This is a genomic window from Magnetococcales bacterium, assembly GCA_015228815.1.
Lineage (GTDB): Bacteria > Pseudomonadota > Magnetococcia > Magnetococcales > UBA8363 > UBA8363.
Window position 1 is genome coordinate 17,791 of the sequence record JADGCV010000009.1, and the last position, 17,643, is coordinate 35,433.

At 54.6% G+C, this 17,643-nt stretch carries 9 protein-coding genes, 1 tRNA gene and 1 pseudogene; 3 read left to right on the forward strand and 8 right to left on the reverse strand.

Annotation, left to right across the window (positions count from 1 at the left end; genetic code table 11):
• The first annotated feature begins 285 nt into the window (after window positions 1-285).
• Window positions 286-8,670 carry a tandem-95 repeat protein gene (locus tag HQL76_05415; GenBank protein MBF0108595.1) on the forward strand — a complete coding sequence of 2,795 codons (8,385 nt, stop codon included), beginning with the start codon at window positions 286-288 and terminating at the stop codon, window positions 8,668-8,670.
• A gap of 183 nt (window positions 8,671-8,853) precedes the next feature.
• Here HQL76_05415 and HQL76_05420 read toward each other — a convergent pair whose 3' ends face one another.
• From HQL76_05420 to HQL76_05430, 3 genes and pseudogenes are all read right to left on the reverse strand, one after another.
• Complete coding sequence (locus HQL76_05420) at window positions 8,854-9,264, reverse strand: type II toxin-antitoxin system HicB family antitoxin (GenBank protein MBF0108596.1); 411 nt, start codon at window positions 9,262-9,264, stop codon at window positions 8,854-8,856.
• 12 nt (window positions 9,265-9,276) lie between these two features.
• Window positions 9,277-9,474, reverse strand: a pseudogene (locus HQL76_05425) (type II toxin-antitoxin system HicA family toxin).
• A gap of 186 nt (window positions 9,475-9,660) precedes the next feature.
• Window positions 9,661-9,736: transfer RNA gene (locus tag HQL76_05430), tRNA-Lys, on the reverse strand.
• 464 nt (window positions 9,737-10,200) lie between these two features.
• Between HQL76_05430 and HQL76_05435 the strand changes: the two genes are divergently transcribed.
• Entirely contained in the window at window positions 10,201-11,109 is a 909-nt protein-coding gene (locus tag HQL76_05435) for a diguanylate cyclase (protein ID MBF0108597.1), read from the forward strand.
• A gap of 280 nt (window positions 11,110-11,389) precedes the next feature.
• The gene (locus tag HQL76_05440) at window positions 11,390-11,902 is read left to right on the forward strand and encodes a GNAT family N-acetyltransferase (protein ID MBF0108598.1); all 513 of its coding nucleotides are present in this window, start codon (window positions 11,390-11,392) and stop codon (window positions 11,900-11,902) included.
• 184 nt (window positions 11,903-12,086) lie between these two features.
• Here HQL76_05440 and HQL76_05445 read toward each other — a convergent pair whose 3' ends face one another.
• The 5 genes from HQL76_05445 to HQL76_05465 form a co-directional block, all read right to left on the reverse strand.
• The gene (locus tag HQL76_05445) at window positions 12,087-13,043 is read right to left on the reverse strand and encodes a hypothetical protein (GenBank protein MBF0108599.1); all 957 of its coding nucleotides are present in this window, start codon (window positions 13,041-13,043) and stop codon (window positions 12,087-12,089) included.
• An 83-nt stretch (window positions 13,044-13,126) separates the two neighbouring features.
• The gene (locus HQL76_05450; GenBank protein ID MBF0108600.1) at window positions 13,127-13,447 is read right to left on the reverse strand and encodes a hypothetical protein; all 321 of its coding nucleotides are present in this window, start codon (window positions 13,445-13,447) and stop codon (window positions 13,127-13,129) included.
• Between the two features lie 72 nt (window positions 13,448-13,519).
• The gene (locus HQL76_05455) at window positions 13,520-14,224 is read right to left on the reverse strand and encodes a tail fiber protein (GenBank protein MBF0108601.1); all 705 of its coding nucleotides are present in this window, start codon (window positions 14,222-14,224) and stop codon (window positions 13,520-13,522) included.
• A 336-nt stretch (window positions 14,225-14,560) separates the two neighbouring features.
• Window positions 14,561-15,439: a 2-oxoacid:ferredoxin oxidoreductase subunit beta gene (locus HQL76_05460; GenBank protein MBF0108602.1), complete on the reverse strand. Its 879-nt coding sequence runs from the start codon at window positions 15,437-15,439 to the stop codon at window positions 14,561-14,563.
• Window positions 15,406-17,151, reverse strand: a complete 1,746-nt coding sequence (locus HQL76_05465; GenBank protein MBF0108603.1) for a 2-oxoacid:acceptor oxidoreductase subunit alpha — start codon at window positions 17,149-17,151, stop codon at window positions 15,406-15,408. The genes HQL76_05460 and HQL76_05465 overlap by 34 nt, the downstream gene beginning before the upstream one ends.
• Window positions 17,152-17,643: the final 492 nt, after the last annotated feature.

Sequence of the window (17,643 nt, forward strand, 5' to 3'; positions counted from 1 at the left end):
AACCGATCCGGGAGCACTTCCCGGATCGGCTCCTTTCGTAACTTTCCTGCCAACGGTCTTGGACCGCCATGGATCCGCGAACGCGATCACCCTGGTTTCGTTCCACCCGGACCGTCTTTAAGAGTTTATCCTTGACAATTGGTGCCCCTGGTTACGATTCTTTACTGAATAATCGTCGTATTTTCAGGACATTCTGGTATAATGGGTACCAAATCGGGGCAGAACCGGACCGGGTAGTGACGCCCGGACTCCGGCGTTTCTCCTGTACGCCAAAGGTGGCCGGCAATGTTTAAATTATTGCAAAACAAATGGCTTGTCGCAATTCTCATCATCCTTGGCATCACCGTGGCGGGGGCCTTTTTGTTGATGGTTCCCCAGACTGCGATGGAGCGCAAGGGGATCGCCCTGGACCGCGACAAGCTTCCGGCGCGACAAAAACAGGCGGACACCGGAAAGAAGGAACCACCGGTGCAGGTGGAGGCCGCCAAACGGGAACCGGTGGGTGGGGTGACCCAGCTCAAGGGGCTGGCTTTTGCCGAATTCGAAAAGGTCAAACGGGTCCTCGAAGAAGGGAGCCCGGTCTTCCAGGGCGACCGGATCGTCACCGGGAGCAAGGCGCGCCTGATCCTCAAGATGAAGGATGATGCGGTCATCGCCCTGGGCGAGGACAGCGAGTTTCTTGTTCAGCACTATACCTTCAAGGTCCGTCCCGACAATACGGTCGGCGAGGAGGATGGCAACAAGGGCCAGGTGGAACTGACCCGGGGTCTGGCCAAGTTCACCTCGGGGCGGCTGGGGCAGATGAAGAACAAACCGTTCCACCTGGTGACGCCGGTGGCGACGATGGGGGTTCGCGGCACCCAGGGGTTCATCCGGTTGAACGGCAGCGGTGCCGACATGGCCATCGAGGTCGTCTCCCTGAAGGACGAGGTCCTTGTATGGATGGAGGAGCCTGCGAAAAAATTAAGTTCCTCTTCAGGAGAGATCCACTTTTTGACCGCCCTGATCGGCGAAGCGTTTGCCGCGGATCTTGGCCGGGAGCCGGCGACGGTCAAGACGAATCAGATGTTGTCGGGATCGCCGACCTCCCCCCCCGTGATTACCGATGCCCCCAAGGAAAAATTGAGTGATGCCCACACGAGTACCGCGGTGAAAAAGCTGCCGGAAGGGGCCCGGAAGGACCTGGCCCAGAAAGCGGCCCAATCCCTGGTGGACAAGGGGGCGGCGGCCAATGTCGAAGAGGCGGCCAAACTCCTGGAACAAACGCCCCAGGCCCTGGAACAATTGGTCGAAGAGGCGGAAGAACACCTCATGGAGGAGACCCGGGCCGATGTGGAAAAACAATTGGAAAAAGACGAAAAGCTGAAAGAGATCGATGCGGACCTCAAGAAGGCCGAGGAGGGTGGTGACACGGCAAAGCTCACTGAATTGAACGAAAAGAAACAGGCATTGCTTGCCGACTCCCATCCCATCGACACGGTCATCGATGGGGTCGATCAAAAGAAATCGGCGGACGGGGCGATCGAAAAGGTGATTCCCAAGGTTGAAAGTTTTGCCGAGGAGGTGACCAAGGCGGTCGCAGAAGGAAAAAACCTTCAGGAAGCGCTCGAAGGGAAGGCACAAAACTATCGGGAAGATGTCAAGAGCAAGGCCAAGGCGCTGGGCATCGAGGATTACGAAGGGGCAAAACGGACTGGAGAGAAAATACGGGAAGAGGTCAAGGACCAGATTCCGGGACAGCCTGCTCCGGGTGAAAAAACGTTATCGCCCCTGGGGACGCAACCCCTGCCGGGAGAAACGCGACCTTCTTCTGCGGCAACGGATGTAGAGGGAACGGTCTCCGGGACTTCGGAAGGGGCTTCGACCGATGCAGCCGCCAAGGATGCGGGTGGGACAGCAGCGGAAGGGACCAAGGATGCCGCCAAGGGGAGCACCACCGCCACCGATGCGAAAGCCGGAAGTGCTGTACGGGATCCCAACAGTGTTTTTGCAGACACCGCCCGAACCGCCGCCACCCCGACCACAACCACGACGGGAACGACGTCATCCACCACGTCCGATTCGAACAAGACGACTTTTTCTCCCACTCCTATTTCCTTCAACAAACCACCGGTCATGGCGGCCCAGACGTTTTCGGTGGACGAAAACAAACCCCTCAACACGATCGTCGGAACCCTGGCGGCGACCGACCCCAATACAGGCAATGTCCTGAGTTTCACCCTGACACCGACGGACGTGTTCACGGTGGATGCCGCAACCGGGGTGATCACCACGGTGGCACCCCTCGATTATGAAAAAACCGCCTCCTACACCCTGACCGCCACGGTGACCGACAACGTTCCCGACAATACCAAGGACAAGAAGATCACCACCATCACTGCGGCGATTACGATCAATGTAAAAAATATCAATGAGACTCCGACAATCGTCGCTCCAGGGACGCTGCTTGTCGATGAGGATGGAACGCTCAAGGTGTCGGGCATCACCGTTGCCGATCCCGACACCCTCGTTGCCGTGACGACGGGGGTGGAACCGGGGGATTTGTCGGTAAAACTTGAAGTAGTCCATGGACTTATCACCCTGACCGATACCTCTGGAGTCACAATCGTCGCCTCTGGGGCCAATAATTTAACAATGAAAGGAAAGCTTCCTTCCCTGAATAATGCTCTAGGAAAACTCACCTATACACCAAAGAAGGACTATAACGGAAGTGATGTTCTGTATGTGGATGTTGATGACCTTGGAACTCAAGGCAGTGGGACAGCGAAGTCCACATCCACCCAGATAGCAATTACTGTGCAACCAATCAATGATGAGCCAAAGTTTAACAATGCCGATCTAAAATTTACCGTCGATGAAAACATGCCGGTGGGAACACAGGTTGGTAATAATATTTTCGCCTCCGACGTTGAGCTTGATACTATTACCTATTCCATCACCAAAGGCAATTTGGGCAATGCCTTTGCCATCGAACCAGACACAGGCAAAATCACCGTAGCAGCTAAGATCGATTTTGAAGTCAATCCGATCTATACTCTGGAAATAGTAGCAAAAGATGCCGGTTTAGCATCACAACAGACAGGTGCCATTCCCGCCAAGGTGGTAATCGAAGTCAATAATGTCAACGAACCGCCCCGCTTCAAGGATCTTCCCAACGCCATCGGCGCCCTGGAGGACACGATCAAGGCGTTATCCGAGATCCAGATCGACGATCCCGACCTGACCGCATCCAGTACCGAAACTTTGAAACTGACCCTTTCCGTCGAACACGGGACCCTTTCGACCCGTTCCGACCACAGCCTGGCGGAAAAGACCCTGACCCTGACCAATACTCTGGCCAATTTGCGCAAGGAATTGGAACGGTTGAACTATCGGGGCGAGAACAACTATGCCGGGGTCGATACCCTGACCCTGAAACTGGATGACCAGGGCAACATTGGTTCCGGAACGACGATTCCCGCCACCGGGACCGTGGCCATTTCCATCGTTGGAGTCAATGATGTCCCCACGATCACCCCGATCACCGATGTGATCATCGACGAGGACAAATCGAAATCATTTTCCTTCCAGGTGGCCGACCTGGACACCCCTGCCAGTGATCTTCTGGTCAGCGTTGCGTCGTCCAACACCGACCTGTTTCCCACGGCCAATCTGGTCCTGTCGGGGACCAGTACCGATCGGACCCTGACGGCGACGCCGGCGCTCAACCGTTTTGGCGACGCGGTCATCACCTTGACCGTTTCCGACAAGAACGATGCCACCCAGACGAAGACCTCAAGTTTCAAGGTGACGGTGCGGGCGGTGGCGGACAAGCCGGTGATTACCGCGGCCACGACCAGCGAGGATGTGCAAACCACCTCGGGACTGGTACTGGCCCGCGCCGGGGTCGATGGCGACGAGGTGACCCATTTTCAGATCAAGAACATTGTCAACGGAGCGGTCTACAAAAAGGATGGGGTGACGATTGTCAATGAAGGCGAGTTCATCACCGTCGCGGAGGGAACCGCGGGATTGAAATTCACCCCTGGGACGAATCTTTATACCGTCAGCGGCAGCGTTGTCTTTGGATTCGATGTATTTGGCGCCACGGCGGCGGCGGATACGAACGTTGGTCCCGAAAAAGCGACCGCGACCATTGCGGTCACCAGCGTCAACGATGCGCCGGTGATCACCAAACCGGCCAACGCGACCGTCCTTGAGGACACAGCGCTTGTCATTACCGGTTTGAGCGTTGCCGATGTCGATGCGGGAACCGCTTCCCTGCAAGTGGTTCTGTCGGCTCTGGACGGTACCGTGACCCTGGCCAAGACCGATGGCATCTCCATCGAATCGGGGACCAACGACAGCGCAGCGATCACCTTTTCCGGTCCCGTGACCGCCATCAACGGGGCGTTGTCGGGGATGAGCTATCGGGGGGACACCTCTTTTTCCGGCAGCGACACACTGACCCTCAAAGTGAATGACCAGGGCAATACCGGCGCGGTCACCACCCCCCTGACCGATGAAAAAACGGTGACGATCACCGTGACGGCGGTCAACGATGCGCCGGTGATCACCCGGGGAATCACGACATCCCAGACCTATACCGAAGGCGACGCGGTGGGCAACAACACGGCCATGGTCATTGATGAGGCCATCGTGATCGAGGATGTCGATGATGCCGACCTGAGCGGCGCCACCCTCACCATTGCCACGGGGAAAGATGGAACCAAGGATCAACTCGATGTCACCGCCACCGAGACGATCGCCAAGAGTTGGAATGCGACCACGGGCGTTCTGACGTTGACCGGCAGTGCGACGGTCGCCGATTACCAGGCGCTTCTGCGCCAGGTGACCTTTACTTCGACGAGCGACGATCCAAAAGCGGGAACCCGGACGGTAACGATCAAGGTCAACGATGGTGATCTTGACAGTGCCTTGGCCAGTTATTCCATTGTCGTCGTTGCCGTCAACGATGCCCCCTCCATGACCGCCGGCAGCACGCTTAACTATACCGAGAACGATGCCGCGACCGTCGTCGAATCCTCGTTGACCGTCACCGACCTGGACAATGCCTCCCTGACGGGAGCGAGCGCCACCATTTCGAGCGGCTATCAGAACGACACCAGCGACAGCGACACCCTGGCTTTCGCGGACAGTGGTGGTATCACCGGTTCCTGGGACGCCACGACCGGGGTCCTGACCTTGACGGGCAGCGCCACCAAGGAAGCCTATGCCGCGGCCTTGAAAACGGTCACCTTTGTCCACACGGGGGACAACCCCACCACCGATAACCGAACCATCTCCTTTGTCGTCAGCGACGGCAGCGCCTCTTCGACGGCGGTCACAAGTACCGTGGCGATGACCGCGGTCAACGATGTTCCGGTGGTGACCGCCACGGCGAGCATTTCGGTCAACGAGGGAATCGATGCGGTGCAGAACACCGCCATGGTGATCGACGGTTCGATCACCGTGAAAGATGCGGAAAGCGACACCATCACTGCCGCGACGATCACCATCGGCACCAATTATGTCAACGATGAGGATGTCCTGATCTTCCCTGCCACCCTGGGCAACATCCAGGCAGACACGACGAACGGCAGCGATAGCGGCTACAGCGGTTGGAATGCGACCTCGGGCACCCTGAAACTGACCGGTTCCGGGACCGTTGCCGAATACCAGGCCGCCTTGCGGACCATCAAATACCACAACCTGGACAGCGATATTCCCACCGCCTCGACCCGCGGCATTTCCTTCCAGGTTACCGATACCGGACAAAGCCTTGCCGCCACCGCCCAGGTAACGATGGTTCCCCAGAACGATTCACCCACTCTGGTCCAGGGATCGGCACTCCTTCCGAGCTACACCGAAGACAGCCCCACCAGCAAGCATGCCGAGCTTATCGATAACGGCATCGTCCTGGCCGATGTCGATGACACCAACATTGAAGGGGCGACGGTGACGATCTCCGCCACCTATGACAGTGGCAAGGATCTTCTTGCCTTCGACAGCGCCTTCACCAGCAGCACCATTACCGGCACGTTCAACGCGACCACAGGCGTGTTTACCCTGGCGGGATCCGACACCGTAGCCAATTATCAAACCGCGTTGCGGGCAGTCACTTATGCCAATTCGAGCGATCATCCCACCGCCGGATCGCGGACGATTACCTTTGCGATTTCCGATGGTTCTCTTTCCAGCAACAGCACGAGCGTCACTTTTGATGCCACCGCCGTCAACGACGCGCCGATCGTGGTTTCAGGTGGAACACGGGCCTATACCGAAAATGATGCCGCAACCCCTATCGATACCGCCATTACCGTATCCGATCATGAAGGGGATGGTCTGACCGGAGCCACGGTGAAAATCACCGGCAATTATGACAGCGATGAAGATGTTTTGGCCTTTGCCACCATCGGTTCGATTTCCGGCTCCTGGAATGCGATCGACGGTACCTTGACCTTGAGCGGTTCGGGTACGACCAGTGAATACCAGGCGGCGTTGCGCACGGTGACCTATATCAATTATTCCGGCAGCGCCACCAACGACAATCCGACCGCCGGCAATCGGACGGTTTCCTTTGCCGTGACTGAGACAACGCCTACCGTGAATGGCACTTCGGCTTTGACGAGCACCGCCGCTACGGCTACCGTCACCGTCGTTGCCGTCAACGACCCTCCCGTTCTGACTGCCCCGACCAGCACGGATCCATTCACAGAGGACAGTACTTCTTTTGTTCTCATCGACAAGAACAACCAGTTTATCATCATTGACGCGGAATCGAATCAGATACAGGGGGCGACGATCGCCATTTCCGGCATTCCCACAACGACAGGGGATGGTCCTGCCGACGAATTGCAATTTACGACCCAGAATGGCATTACCGGAACCTGGAATGGTGGAACCAAGACACTGACTTTGTCGGGAACAGCCTCCCTGGGAGACTATCAGACGGCCCTTCGTTCGGTTACCTATTACAACAACAGCCAGGATCCGGGTCAGGGAATCCGGACCCTGACCTGGACCGTGACCGATGCGGGAGGTGGCAGCGCCACGAGCATTTCAAAAACAAGCTCCCTGACAGTCAATGCAGTCAATGGGGTGCCACAGTTGTCCGGTGGAAGTGCTTCACCTTTGATCTTTACCGAAAACGCTGCTGCAACAGTCATTGATACCGGTGTCACCGTCACCGACGAGGAAAACAACAAGATCTATGGCGCTACGATCACGATCAGCACCAATTTCCATGCCACTGATGTCGGAGGCAATACGGAAGATACCCTTTCCTATACTGGCAATGGTACCAATATCAATGCAGGAGTTTGGAATTCAACAACAGGGGTATTGACTCTGAGCACTACTACCGGCCAAACCGCTACCCTGGCCGATTACATGGCCGCCTTCGATAATGTCAAGTATGTCAACAGCAGTAATGCGCCACACGCCGGAGTTGATAACAAGCGCACCGTTACCTGGAGCGTTACGGACTCCGAAGGAGCGACAAGTTCAGTTGGGACGACAAGTCAAATCCAAATAACAGCGGTCAATGATGCCCCCACCGACATCCAGATCAGCAACAATGGCCTCTATGCAGCGTCGCCCGTCGGTACCGTCATCGGTTCTCTGACCGTCACCGACCCCGATCTTTCCACCGACACCTATACCTTTTCCTTGACAAGCGGTACGACCGAGTTTTCCCTGGCCAATGGCAAGGATACCTCCATTTATACCTCGGGCAATCTGACGGTCAATCTGGCCACACTCAGCACCACGGGAGGCAATGGCAGCGGCGTCTACACCGTAAGTGTGCAAGTAACCGACAGTGGTGGATTAACCCTTTCTACTCCAAAAACCCTGAACATCACCGTCACATCGGCTCCGTTCGATAGCGGCAACATGACCCCAGTCGGCGACGCCACCGCGGTCGCCACGATTGTTTCCACTGCCAAGACCCTGTTCAATACCGTAGTGACCAATCTCGTTGGAACAACGCCAACAAGCGTCAGTCTGACCAACGACAACCTGCGCACCATGATCCTGGCCAAGCTCAACCAGCAGTTGACCGGAAGCACTTCGGGCCTGGAACATATCGGGCAGATCATCGACAGGATGGGGGTCTCGGTCACATCCGACCCAAAAATCGAGGTCACCATGCGCATCAAGGCATTGAGTACCATTCATTCCCGCCTTCCGGCCTCGGTGCAGACAAGTTTCTGGGGCCTTGTGGATACCATCACCCCGTATGGCGGGAGCTATACGTTTGACATGAAACTGACCGTCGTTCCGGTCGTCAGCGGTACGACGATCACCTACAACAACTCCAGTTCCAAACTGGAAATCCTTCATCTGAAAATGCTGCCGGATGTTTTATCGCCCACGGTTCCCTATTCCATTGCCCTGGATACACTGGTTTCCAGTTACAACAGCGTCCTGACCAATCTGAAAACTGATGGAACCCTGGCTTTTTTCCTTGGAGGGGGCGTTCCCCGGCATATCGTCGAGGCCGCCGTTGGCAGCGTTACGGGTGACACGGAATACAATGCGATGAAGGCTCAAGGGGTTTGGACGACCGCAACAGGCAATTCAACATCGGCGCCCAATTCTTCTTCGGGGGTACGTCTGGACTATTTCCTGCCGGGCAACATCAGTGGCATCACCTTCAACACGGGAAACATTACCTTGTCTCCGTAAGTGTGTATTGTGGTTTTTTTTCAGTTTGCCGTAACGAAGAAAACAGCGAATGGCGGGTGCTGTTCCGCCTCGGGTGGAATTCGACAAGTGCCTTTTTTTGATAAACTGGATACATTGCCATCAAATGGAGGAACTGATCATGGGTACGATGAAAAGTGTCCAAGTTATTTTTGCCAGACTCCTTTAGATCGGCTCCACCATTCTCCTGGCCGCTTCCATAAGAAAGCCTGATCTTGTCATGCCTATTTCCCGGGCAGTCACATCGATGCGTTGCAATAGAGTTTCTGCCATGGAAACGTTGACCGTTACCCATTTTGCCGGTACATCCACGCGCACCAAGGCCCGCAACACCTCATCGATTTCTCGGTCATGCCCAATTGCGCTCAACAGTGATGGGGCAGGGATATCTTCGCCATCTTTTACCATGGCTCCAATATGCATCGCCAACGCTTTCTCCGCATTGAGCAGCGCTTCGTCCAACGAATCTCCGCCAGACACACATCCTGGCAAGTCCGGGAAAAAACTCCCAAATCCAACTTCTCCGGCATCGTTTTCCCCTCGTTCGACGATGACGGGGTAATGTCTCACATCCATTGGATTCTCTTGGCGTATTTTTAAACCGCTTTGCCGTTCGATGGATTTGATTGTCCCTATCGGAATGATTTTTCTGGGATGTGGAACCGTAACTTTACCTGCTCTTCCTGGATGAACAAACTGATGGTGACTCCCAGAAATATCCGATAGCACCCAGCCGGCAACCTTCAACGCATCAATAATTTCCCGGCTGGATAAAGTATTCCCCATGTTATCCCCGATCTCGATTCCGGTGAATGGCCATTGTTGTCCAATAGTCTGCACGTTGGGCGCACCCGCCTGCACCCCGGTGATGATGTAATTCACGTCAGCTACGGCCATGCATCATCCTGCATCCCCGCGCAATCCAGGAAAGAAAGACGATTATTAAAATGATCGCAGGTGTTTTGTTATTTTTGGTGGGCCGTGTAGGGCTCGAACCTACGACCCGCTGATTAAGAGTCAGCTGCTCTACCAACTGAGCTAACGGCCCAAGGATGGGGTAATGCGAAGAAGCCGGTGTGGTGTGGATTGGTGACCTGCGCGATTGTGGTTCCCGCCCATCGGCGCCTGCTGCCAGGATTATCGGGTGATGGAGGATTCAAGTCAAGTGGCAAATTGGATATCGTGGTTTTCCCTGAACGCATGACGATGAAGTCGTCCCATGGATGTTAAATTAATACATTTATATATAATATTATGGAAAATTTCATCGATCAAGTGACACATCATCATGGATGATTTCTGGGAACTGTTCATTGCGTTATTGATCGAACCATTTGAAAGTTCATGAAATTTACATTAAAATTTGGCGGAAATTGAATTTAATCAGAATTATATGTATAATATAGTCAATTGCAAAATAATTTCCAATCGGTCATGGTGCGATTGCAGGAATGTCCTGGTTCCCGGGATGTGATCTATGGGATGATCCATCGAAATCATTTGGAGTCGGCAATGCTGGATGGTATCGATCTGACCGTTGTTGAATCCCGGTCCTTGATGCATCGTATCGAGGTGGCCATGGTCAGTCATGAGGAGTGGCTGGCCAGGTTGTACCGCGTTCTCATCTGCGGCGGATCCCTGGGCGAGGAGTATACCGCCAGTGATGCCCATGATCGGTGCAAATTCGGGCAATGGTTGCGCAAGATGTGTCAATACAACCCCAAGCTCGAATCCTTCCCCCTGGTCGTGGATATTGCATTCCTTCACCGACGGATGCATGAAGCGGTCCAGGATCTGCTGCGTTACCACGCCTCCCCCAATATGGATCGGGACATTCTGGCGCGCATGTATGACGAGGTCATCGCAAAAAAAATGGCGTTTCGCTGGCTGGTGGCGGCTTTGGATCACCTGATCTGCTACCAGATTCTCCATACCGACCCCCTGACCAATACCCTGGGTCGTGAAAAACTTCTCGCCACCCTCAACAGGGAAATCGCCGATGTCGCCAAAAACCCGCAGCGCGAATCCCTGATCGCCATGGTCGATATCGATTATTTCAAAAAAATAAACGATACCTACGGCCATCTTGCCGGCGACCGTGTCCTGATCGAAGTGACGCGATTCATCAAGGCCAACCTGCGACCGACCGATCTTGTTTTTCGTTACGGTGGCGAGGAATTTGTCCTTTTTCTTTCCAATACCTCTCTTTCCAGGGCTGGGAATCTGCTCGATCGCCTGCGGCAACGGCTTTCCAGTTACGAGATTTCCACGACCCCGCTCTCCTTTCCCCTGACCATTACTGCCTCCTTTGGCGTTACCCGCCTGACCCCCCATGAATCGGTTCAGGATCAACTTGAACGCGCCGATGGCGCCATGTACCAGGCCAAAAAACAGGGACGTAACTGCGTCGTCGTCGTTTGATGCCACCTCCCATCCATACTGCCCAGGTACCTCCCCGGTTTGGGACTATTGAAAGAAAAAAGGGGTCTGGGGGCAATCCCCCAAACCCCCAGACCCCTTTTTTCTTTCAATAATCCTTGGCCCTGGGGGTACTTGGGCCGTTACGAATATTCCATTCATTTTTAACTTGCAGATATTCAGTTGGTCTGCCATTATTAAAAGCGTCGAGGATCGCCTATATGGTCCTATATTGAATCATTGAATCGCATCATATCATCAATCGTGATCATTGGAAAAAAACATGGCGCAACCATCCGGAAAACTGACCATGAAGGGAGGATTGTCGCTGCGTTTCGCCGGGGCGGGTGACGAACATTTTTTGCTGGACATGTTCAAGGCGGCGCGTCCCTGGCTGGCCATGGCTTCTTCCGATGCCGACCTGGTGCAACACCTCTACGAGGAACAAAAACGGATCACCCGCATCGGCAACGAGACGGTTTATCCCGAACATCTGGACTTCATCATCGAAAAACTGGGCCAGGATGTCGGGCACATGGTGGTCGATCTTTCCTCCGACCATTGGCGTCTGAGCCAACTGGAAATCCATCCCCAGGGGCAAGGAAAGGGGATCGGCTCCGATGCCGTCTTGAGCATCATGTCGGCGGCGGGAAATGCCCGGGTGCCGCTGACCGTCGCCACTCCTGTGGTGCTGTCACGGGTTGTCGGGTTCTATCGAAAATTGGGTTTCGCGGTGCGTGCCCTGGTTCCACCCATGGTGGAATTGATCTGGATTCCACAATCCATGCGGAAGTAATCAACAGACGATTGCGGTGATCGAATCCCTGAGGGGTCTTCCTTTTGAAAATCAAGAGGGATGATGCTTCGGAGGAACAAAGTGAATCAAGGAAATGAATACTTCGGAGCCCGGTTCCAGGTGCAAACCGGGAAGGGAAAATCCCTTCCCGGATTTGTGGGAAACAGTTATTTGAAAATAACCATCAGATAAGATTGTACTGCATTGTTTGAATCGTATTGGTGCTGGTATTGTCGGTCCAACCGAGGCTGAGCGCCGTGGAAACGGCACCGCTTGTCGGATCGGTGACCTGAATGGTATTGATCGATGGCCCACCGACCATGCCATTGGTGATGCTGATCGGGGTGATGCCACCGTTGAATCTCCAGACACCATCCAAACCCATCGTGATCGTACTCAGACACAATCCCTTTTGGCTGTCGTTCCAGGCAACATATCCATTTTTCAGATCGGGCATGAGTGTCAGGCTCGGCCCGTAGAGACTTGACGCCCCGGAAAGGGTGACGGCAGAGGAAATATTAAAATTGAATCCTCCCTGCGGATCATAGGCCATCTTCAAGGTGCCGTCGGTGTTGGTCCAGAGAAGGATATTGGACAAGCCACACGCTTCGATGACCGGGCTTCCCTTGCAGGAAGCGGAAAGTGCGGTGATCGTCGATGGGGTGCCGGAACCCGGGGTGCAAGGGATCGCCGCCCAGGAGATCGATTGTGTCTTCCCATCTTGCCAGGCAACAACATAATACAATTGGCCGCCGATGAGTTTAAGATCGGCGCTCGGCCCCCCGGTCGGTTGCGATCCGGTGATGGAGCTTTCGAGACTGGTGTTGAATTGCCATGATCCGGAACTGCTTTGGTTGATTTGAACATAACGCAACACACTGTCTGACCAGAAGATCATTCCCTGATTGTCCGCAGGGCCCAGAACAAGCGCGGGAGGAAAGTTGCTGGTTCGGCTGGTGGCGTAGACAGCATTGGAAAATACAAGCGTGCTGGAAACAGCAAAATTGACCCAGGTATAGCCACTGGCACCAATCCAGGACATGAAGTTGCTGCCCCCATTCTGGATCTGAAAGCAGGGACTGGTGCTTCCGCGTTGTCCGGCAGAGACCTGAGGATTGGGGCCGGGAGTGGTTGAACTCATGATCGATTCCTTACTTGGGGGTCCTTGAAAACGGTCCATTTCAGACGAGCGTGGCATCGACCGTCCTTATCGCGTATGCCGAACTAATTGAAATGAACCTGAAAAGCCGCCTCCTTGGTGTCATCCACATGTCCTGGATGAATCCGTACAACATGGACCGGACCGATACGATCATTCGAATCCAAGGTCAGGGTGTAGTGTCCCGATTCGAAGGCACAAGGACCCGAAACCAGAAGATTGACCGTGAAACCTTCCCGTGGGGAATGGGGTTTGGTCGCCTTGGGTTTGGCAATGACCGAACGAATCGTGGCCGTCATTGTATTCCCTCCCGCATCTTCCAAAATGATTTCCTTGCCGTTCCTGGGAGCGAAATGGGTGCTTTGGATGGTTTCCAGTCTGGACATGCCGGGTCTCCTCAATAGGGTATTTTGTACGAGTTATGCCTGAGTCGCGTGATGTTTCGGCCTTAACATCTTTCAATCAGGCACCGGATAATATCCCTGAAGGGCAATGATAAAATTGATCGTCAAATAAGGAGGGAGGGTGGGAAATGCGCTCGGATTGGCGCTGCCTCCTCCCGGGCCCACCGTTACGGCACCATTGGTCATGGTGCTGATGGTGGTGGAAAGGGCCGGCATGGCGGGTTGATAGGTGGATGTATCGACAACGACGTTGGTTCCCTGGAGCGTCGCCTTGTTGGTTGGATCCACCGCCGTCGTGGTGACGGGACCGTTGGATGGGGTGGTAACGCCCGTCAGATTATAAGTTTTGCCGGCGACCGGATCGACCGCTCCGGGGCTTCCGGGGACGATGTCGGTCGTCGCCTTGGCGGTAATGGCCCCCTTTTGTGGTGTTGCCGGAAAATTGATGGTTTGTGAACTCATGGTCGGCTGAAACGTGGCGCTGTGGGTATGAAGCGGCAAGTAGGATGCCGTGATCGTTGTTGCAGTGTTTCCTGCGGAAAGGCCAAGTTGCCGGAAATAGAATGCCTGGGTATCTACGCCGAATGGGCTTTTTCCCTTGAGGTTCGGCAAGCCAAAAGTATTCTTGCCATCGCCACCATAAAATGTGCCAAGCAATGAAAACAATGCATTGTATTGACTGACGTTAAGGATCACTCCATCGCACAGGTGGAAGCCCGATGGAATTCTATTTGTAGGCCATGGAAGAATTGTACTCATATAACTATCCATTGCTGTTCTCCTTTGCGATCGATGTTTTCAATGAATCGTTTGTCTCGGGCTGACTTTGTGGATACTCGATGTCTTAAGACGCAATATCGGAACAATAAATATGTTAACTAATTATGAAATCTGATCATGGTTATCACATGAACGCCATGTGTTTGTCAACGGAAATTATTCATTGATGGGACCAAAATTTATATATAAATATCATATTTTCATTAAAAATCATATATCTGAAAAAGAAAAAGCCCGAGGAGGAACCTCGGGCTTGAGGGGTTTATCGGTGTAGAGGCCTGAGAGGTGAATCCCTCGAAAAATTTGCAGAGGGAATCAGGGACGGTACAGATCGATGATTCGGTTGACGTCATAATCGGCGTGACCGCCGACCCGTTGTACAATCGCTTCCATCCGCTCGTCCAGGGTGGGTCGTTCCACCTTGTAGAGCAGTCCCATGGGGGCCTGACCGCGGCTGCTGGCGTGGGCCAGGGCCATGGCGGCGCCGAGGTCGGTTACATCGTGTTCCGGTGGGATTGGTTGGACCATTTCACGGTAGGATTCCACCGTGTCCAGGTTGTTGAAGGAGGGGCATTGCGAATAAATGTTGATGTAGGCGAAGCCGCGATGTTCCAGCCCTCCCTTGATCAGGTCGGCGCACACCGATGGTTTTCCGGCGAAGCCTTGGGCCACATAGGTGGCGCCATAGGTCAACATGTACAACAGCGGGTTCATGGGGACCTCGGGGCCGCCATAGGGGGTGGTATAGGCTTTCATTTCGGGACGTGAGGTCGGGGAGTACTGTCCCTTGGTCAGGCCATAGATGCCGTTGTCGAACAGGACGTAGGTCAGATTGCTGTTTTTGCGCGCCATGTGCGGCATGTGACCGCCGCCGATGGAAAAACCGTCGCCGTCGCCGCCCATCACCATGACCGTGAGGTCGGGACGGGCCAGTTGTGCTCCTGTCGCGACCGGGCCGGCCCGTCCGTGCAGCGTGTGCATTTTGTAGGAGTGCAAAAAATAGGGGGTTCGTGACGAACAGCCGATCCCGGAAATGCAGATCAGTTGACTTGGATCGACACCGGCCCCCGCGAGGGCGCGATAGATGGCGTTGAGAATGCCGTAATGGCCGCATCCGGGACACCAGACAACCGGAACCTCCGATTTGTAATCGGCGGGCTTCAGGTCGATTTTGTTGTATGTTCCACAGAACATGAAAGGATCTCCTTTGCTTTTTTCATTATTTGATTCGGAGTGAATGGAATGCCGCCGCAAATGGTGAACGAAATCGGGTGGATCGATGTTTCGGCGCGGATGAAGTGGGCGAGTTGTCCCTGAAAATTGACCTCCGGTACCAGAATCTTGTGACACTGGCGGGCAAACTCTTCATAGTGCCGCACCGGCATGGGATACATCAGTTTGGGATAGAATCCCTTGACGCGAATCCCCTCCCGGCGCATCCGGGCCACTGCCTCGCGCACGACGCCGATGGTGCTGCCCCAGGCGATGATCCCCAGGTCTGCCGTGCCGTCGCCATCGATCTCGGTCGGTTTGACATGATCGACCACCGTGCGCAGTTTGCCGAACCGTTTGCGGTGCATTGCCTCATGGTTGGCGGCGGAATAATTGGGCGCTCCCGTCGGGCCGTGTTCCAGACCGGTGGCCACATGCATTGCTGCCGGGGTTCCCGGATCGGCCATTGGCGAGATGCCGTCTTCGGTTTGCCGGTAACGTTGGTATTCCCCCTGGCCATCCCAGCGTTTGCGTTCGATCCGGCGGATGGCGTCCGGATTGGGGGCGGGGACGGTTTGCGTCGAGAAGGCGAGCGATCCATCCGACAGCAGAATCACTGGACATTGATAATGTTCCGCCAGGTTCAGGGCTTCCACCGTCAAATGGATGCAGTCGTTGACATCTTCCACCGACAACACGATGCGTGGCGCGTCGCCGTGACTGCCGTGAATGGCCAGAAACAGGTCCGATTGTTCGTGTTTGGTCGGCATGCCTGTCGCTGGTCCGCCCCGTTGCACATCGACGATGAGCACCGGGGTTTCGCTCATCGAGGCCATCCCCAGCATTTCACTCATCAACGCCAATCCTGGTCCCGAGGTTGCCGTCATTGCCCTCTTGCCGGCGTAGGAGGCGCCAAGGACCTGGGAGATGGAGGCGATTTCATCTTCTGCCTGGATCAGGACGCCATCCATCTTTGGTATATGGGTGGCGACAAACTTGGCGATTTCGGTGGCGGGGGTGATCGGATAGGCGGAAAAAAACTTGAGTCCTCCGAGTATCGCCCCCAATCCCACTCCGGCGTTGCCCGAAATGATCAGGACATCCCTGGGGGCCACGGGTGGATCGATGCGCCAGGGATCGTTCTTGTTCAATCCATCGACCAGGGCCTTTCCCCGGGAAAAGGCTTTCAGGTTGAATTCGAGGGCCTCTTTGCCCTTGGATTCGAACTTGTCGGTCAATACTGTGATCAGGGTTTTTTCGTCGATGTCGAACAGAACCGACAACGCCCCGAGTGCCACCATGTTTTTCGATCGGTAGGACTTGAGGCTTCGGGCTGTTTGCGACATGGGTATGGGGTAGGCGTGGACGCCTGGTGGAATATCCGGAGTGAAGCCGCCTTCGCCGGCATCGTAGACCAGGACGGTTCCTGCAACCAGGAGATGTCGGTTGATGGTGTAGGCTTCTTCGTTGAAGGTACACAGGATGTCGAAGGAATCTCCCGGATTGAATACGGCTTCCCGCGAGGTGCGCACCTGGTACATGGCGTATCCACCCTTGATTTCCGCCGGGAATGTCTTGAAGGTATAGACCTCTTGCCCGACCCGGGCGCAGGCTGCGGCTATGAAATCGCCCGTGGAGATGACGCCTTCTCCACCTTGTCCGGCGATTCTGATGACAAGATCTTTCTTTTCCATGTGCAGCACTCCTTTGTCATCCGCAGTGATTCCGATGCGACTGTCTCCCGACGACACCCATGGCGACCGAGACTCCCGCGATTCCCTTCTTGAAGAACAAGATCGGGGCCAGATTGGAAACATCGTTCTTTTTTATATAACAAATTGAAAAAAATGAAAAAAAATATAGGCAGCCCTCCATTGCCAGCGACGATGTACAATCGCGGAAATCAAAAAAGCCCGATAATCAGGCATTTGCGATGACTTTTCAGGCACCGTGAAAATTTCGAGGGCAGGAAGGATGGTAACCATTCGGATTCCGCCCCGTATTCAAAATTATTGAAAGAAAAAAGGGGTCTGGGGGCAATCCCTTAAGACCCCTTTTTTCTTTCAATAATTCCCAACCAGGGAGGAGTACCTGGGCCGTTACAGGATTTTCTCCCGCGACGCCCCTGCCGGTTTGGTATCCATTCTGCCTATGAAACATTGAAGGATCTGATTGTTTCCGGTTGT